Below are 5,065 nucleotides of genomic sequence, written 5' to 3' on the forward strand. Positions count from 1 at the left end.
GCGCTCGAGGCCGTCGAGGAGTTCAAGAGGAGGGGCGTCTCCATGTACGCCGAGACCTGCCCGCACTACCTGGTCCTGTCGGCGGACGACTACGAGAAGTACGGCCCCCTAATCAAGGTGAACCCGCCTATAAGGGGGAGGGACCACGCCGAGGCCCTGCTCCGCGCGGTGAACAGCGGGCTGATCGACACCGTTGGCAGCGACCACGCGCCCCACGCTCCCGAGGAGAAGAGCGGGGACATATGGTCGGCGGCCTCGGGTATGCCCGGTGTCCAGACGCTGCTCCCGCTCATGCTCGACCTGGCGCTCAGGGGCTTCATCGACGTGAGGCGGATACCCCTACTAATGGCGAGGAACCCCGCCAAGCTGTTCAAGCTCTGGCCGTGGAAGGGCGAGATAGCACCCGGTAGCTCCGGGGACCTCGTCGTCGTAGACCCGAGAGAGGAGTACGTGGTCAGGGAGGAGGACCTGTACTACAAGCACAAGCTGTCCCCCTACATAGGCTGGAGGCTCAAGGGGAGGGTGAAGTACACGATACTGAAGGGGGTAGTGGTGGCTAGAGACGGAGTCGTGGAGGGAAAGCCGGTGGGCTCCTGGGTCAAGCCGGTCCGGTGAGCGGCGTACTCTTGAATAAATTAGACTTATTTTATTGTCCAAAAACGATTCTAACACGTGGGTGGTCTGATGACGGGCGTCTCGCGTAGGAGCAGGGCGATCAAGACCTCGCCTCACAGGGTCCTCGTAGCTCTTGCAGACCAGCTGAGGAGGAGCGGGAGGAGGGTCATAGACTTCACGGCGGGGCAGCCCGGCCTACCGCCGGACGCGAGCGCGCTGGCCGAGTTCATAGAGTTCATGTCGAAGAACACGTTCACGGCCTTCCGCTACGCCCCCACCCAGGGGCTGCCGGAGCTGAGGGAGGAGATAAGCGCCGACCTGAAGAAGTACGGGGGCGTCGACGTCCCGCCCGACAACATCGTGGTCACGTCCGGGGGGATGGACGGCATCATCCTCTCGCTGTACGCTACCACGGACCCCAACGACAGAGTCCTGCTCCTAGAGCCCTGCTACAGCATGTACTGGGACACCCTCACCTTCCTCGGCTTGGAGGCCGAGTGGTGTAGCGAGAGCGTCGACACAGGGTTCCAGCCGAGCGTGGACTGTATCCTGGACAAGATCAAGAAGGTCAAGGCCGTCCTCTTCGCCAGCCCCGACAACCCGACCTCGAGGGTTATAAGCAGGGAGGTCGCGAAGGCGATTGCCGAGGAGGCCTCGAGGAGGGGCGTCTGGATACTCTACGACGTGGCTTACAAGCACCTGGTGTACGAGGGGGAGCACGTCTGGTTGGAGAAGTACGTGGAGAACCCCGACGTGCTCGTTAACATCGGCAGCTTCTCGAAGGACATCGCGATACCGGGCGGCAGGCTCGGCTACGTTTACACGTTCAACAAGGAGCTAGCCCGCGAGATGGTGAAGCTCAAGGGGATACTCGGCATCGTGGCCCCGGTACCGATGCAGTGGCTCGCCACAATTTACCTGAGGAAGGGGTATAAGGAGAAGTACCTCGAGTACGTCCTCCCGATCTACAGGAGGAGGAGGGACGCCGCCTACGAGGCTGTGAGAAAGTACCTCCCCAGGGCGAGGGTCGTGAAGCCCACCGCCAGCATGTACGTGTTCCCAGACCTCTCCAGCTACCTGGCCGAGATGAAGGTCAGCGACCTCGACCTGGCCGTCAAGCTAGCGGAGGAGAAGGGCGTAGTCGCGTTGCCGGGCTCCATATTCGGCCCGTCCGGGGCCAACCACTTGAGGATAACCTTTGTCACCAACGACGAGAAGACCATTGAAGAAGGGATCAAGCTCATAGGGGAGTACCTGGGCGAGGCCTAGTGTCCGCCTACGCCGTTAAGGGGGTCTACCCCGTCAGGCTGGAGAGGAACTCCGTCGTCCCAGACGCCATCGCTACCGCCGTGCTCGAGAGGGGGCTGAGGGGAGGGTTGGTGCTGGCGATAGGGGGCTTGAAGCACGCGGAGCTCGGCGTCTACGACAGGGGGGCCGGCAGGTACGTTGTACAGACGCTCGACGCTGCCGCGGACGAGACGCTCGAGGTGGCGCCGATGCTGGGCAACTACCTTGTGACGAGCAGCGGCCACGTCTCGGTCCACCTCCACGTCAACCTGGCGTGGCGTAGGGGTAGCGCCGCCGGCCACCTGGTCAGCGGTCTAGTCGACCCGTTTCTAGAGGTGTTCCTCGTAGAGGTCGGCGACGTGGTGAGAGAGGTCTTCTTCCACAGGGACGTCTAGCCTCATGTACGTCTTCACCACCTTCACGGAGAGCGGCTACAGGAAGCTGGCCTCCTTTATTAGGCGTGCGCGCGGGTCGGTTGCCGTACCAATCCCGGGCTCCCTGTGCGAGGACGCCCGCCGACTAGGCCCGGACAGCCTGAGGGAGAGGGGGGTCCCCGCGAGCATCGCGAGGGTCTGGCGGCCCGTCCTCGGCCTGCTCGCCTCCACTGACACGCCGCGCGTCGAGTGCTACCTCGGCGAAGTGGACTTCGAGGAGGCCAGGTACAGGGCCGTCGATGTGGCCTCCCTCATCATTAGAGCCGACGTGTACGGGGTAGCCGACTTGGAGGAGTGGGTGCGAGTGTTCAGGAGAGACGCCCAGCCGGTGCGGGAGTTGGGGGAGTTCACGGTCGTTGACGACTACGTCAAGGCCTACGCGACCCTCAAGGCGAACCCCGGCGCCCACTACACCGCCCTCGAGGAGGTCGTCCCCACGCCCTTCGACCTGCTCACCCTACTCGCGCTAGGGGAGCTGAGCCGGGACTTGTTCGGTAGGCTCGTGGAGTTCTCCCTGAGGTACTTCAACGACTACCTGTTGAGGTCCGTGAACCTGACGAGGGCCTATCGGAGGCTCGTCGGGGACCGGGAGTACATGGACTTCCTCGCCTCGCACAACATACCGGTCTTCAAGTAGATATATACGTATATGTGTAGCACTTGTTAACTAGGGGGTGCTACATGCCAACCTCACTACCTAGAGGGGTATCCGAGAGGGTCGTCGAGGTCCTTAGGAGGTATGCCGACAGGGAGCACCTGGAGAGGCTCCTCGCGATCCCGGACCCCCGCCTCCACAGCTGGGTCGCAGACGTGGCGGAGACCGCCGACCCGGAGAGGATCTACGTCAACACGGGCTCGCCCGAGGACTTGGAGTTCATAAAGAGGCGTGCCCTAGAGAACAGGGAGGAGCTCCCTACGAAGTACAAGAACAAGACCGTGCACTTCGACGGGCCGTACGACCTGGCGAGAGACAGGGAGAACACGAGGATACTGGTCCCGCCAGGGCACAGTATAGCCATGGTGAACACGCTCGAGAGGGAGAGGGGCCTAGCCGAGATCAGGGAGCTCTTCAAGGGCGTGATGAGAGGGAACACGATGTACATCGGGTTCTACTGCTTCGGGCCGAGGGACTCGCCGTTCTCCCTCTACGGGGTCCAGATAACGGACTCGGCGTACGTGGCCCACAGCGAGAACATACTGTACAGGGTCTGCTACAGCGTGTTCGTGGAGAGGGGCGACAAGCTGAAGTACATGAGGTTCCTGCACGCGACCGGTGAGAGGAACGAGCTGGGCTGGAGCAAGAACGTCGAGAAGAGGAGGATATACATAGACCTCGACGACAACATAGTCTACAGCGTGAACACCCAGTACGCCGGGAACACGGTGGGCCTGAAGAAGCTCTCGCTCAGGCTGTGCGTGAACCAGGGCAAGAAGGAGGGGTTCCTCTGCGAGCACATGTTCATAGTCGGGGTCAAGGGGCCGGGGGGCCGGGTGACGTACGTGACGGGCGCCTACCCCGCCGGCTGCGGCAAGACGTCCACCGCGCTGGTGGCAGACACGCTCGTCAGCGACGACCTGGCGATAATACACGCCTACAACGGTGAGGCCAGGGCGATAAACCCCGAGGTGGGCTCCTTCGGGATAATAGACGGGATAAACCCGGTCGACGACCCGGAGATCTACAGGATACTCCTAGACCCCGAGACCGAGGTGATCTTCAGCAACGTCCTCCTCACGGAGGACGGGGATGTCTGGTGGAGGGGGAGGCCCGAGCCCCCCAGGAGCGGGATAAACTACGCGGGTCCCTGGAGGCCGGGGCTTAGGGACGATAAAGGGAGGGAGGTGCCCCCGTCCCACCCCAACGCCAGGTTCACGACGCACCTCAAGTACCTGAGGAACCTGGACCCGAGGATAGAGGACCCCTTGGGCGTCCCCGTGGAGGCGATGATATTCGGCGGGAGGGACTCGGACACGAACGTCCCGGTTGAGGAGGCCTTCGACTGGGTACACGGCAACGTGACGAAGGCCGCCGCCCTCGAGTCGGAGAGGACTGCCGCGGTCCTCGGCCAGGTCGGGGTCAAGGAGTTCAACCCCTACGCCATACTAGACTTCCTCTCGGTGTCCCCCGGCGAGTTCCTGAGGCTTCACCTGGACTTCGCGGAGAGGTTGACCCGCCTACCCAAGATATACAGCGTCAACTACTTCCTCAGGGACAAGGAGGGCAGGTTCCTGAACGAGAAGACAGATAAAGTGGTCTGGTTGAAGTGGATAGAGCTGAGAGTACACGGGGACGTGGAGGCTCTCGAGTCGCCGACGGGCCTCATACCGGTCTACGAGGACCTGGCCAAGCTGTTCAGGGAGGTGCTTGGAAAAGAGTACACGGAGCAGGCCTACAGGGAGCAGTTCAAGATCAGGGTGGCCAAACAGATAGAGAGGGTCAACAGGGTTGTAGAGGTGTACAGGAAGATCCCCGACACTCCCCCCGTGTTCTTCGACGTGATGAGGGAGCAGCTGAGGAGGCTCGAGGAGGCGAGGCTCAGGTACGGGGACTACATAGACCCGTTCCAGCTCGACAAAAAGTAGTCTGTTCAGTATATCAGGTAGGCCTTCTTCAACATCTCGTTAGATAGCAGGCTCCTGCCGTCTCCCTCGAGCACGACCCTCCCGTTCTCGAGGACGTAGCCGCGGCTCGAGATCTCCAGCACGTTCTTGACGTGCTGCTCCACTAC

The 5,065-nt window shown here is 62.1% G+C and carries 5 protein-coding genes; all 5 read left to right on the top strand.

Translation table 11 applies throughout. The features are described 5' to 3' along the window. A partial coding sequence (locus tag ACP5VX_RS06115; RefSeq protein ID WP_428725000.1) for a dihydroorotase occupies nucleotides 1-615 on the top strand: 615 nt, incomplete at its 5' end. A 57-nt stretch (nucleotides 616-672) separates the two neighbouring features. After that, nucleotides 673-1,884, top strand: coding sequence for a pyridoxal phosphate-dependent aminotransferase (locus ACP5VX_RS06120; protein WP_428725001.1), 1,212 nt, complete (start codon nucleotides 673-675; stop codon nucleotides 1,882-1,884). Then, nucleotides 1,884-2,297: a PPC domain-containing DNA-binding protein gene (locus ACP5VX_RS06125; RefSeq protein WP_428725002.1), complete on the top strand. Its 414-nt coding sequence runs from the start codon at nucleotides 1,884-1,886 to the stop codon at nucleotides 2,295-2,297. Before ACP5VX_RS06120 ends, ACP5VX_RS06125 begins: the two co-directional genes overlap by 1 nt. Nucleotides 2,298-2,301: 4 nt before the next feature. Then, nucleotides 2,302-2,973, top strand: a complete 672-nt coding sequence (locus tag ACP5VX_RS06130) for a hypothetical protein (RefSeq protein WP_428725003.1) — start codon at nucleotides 2,302-2,304, stop codon at nucleotides 2,971-2,973. A 44-nt stretch (nucleotides 2,974-3,017) separates the two neighbouring features. Then, complete coding sequence (locus tag ACP5VX_RS06135; RefSeq protein WP_428725004.1) at nucleotides 3,018-4,919, top strand: phosphoenolpyruvate carboxykinase (GTP); 1,902 nt, start codon at nucleotides 3,018-3,020, stop codon at nucleotides 4,917-4,919. The last annotated feature ends 146 nt before the right edge of the window (nucleotides 4,920-5,065 follow it).

The sequence above is a fragment of the Thermogladius sp. genome (assembly GCF_049970955.1).
Taxonomy (GTDB): Archaea; Thermoproteota; Thermoprotei_A; order Sulfolobales; family Desulfurococcaceae; genus Thermogladius.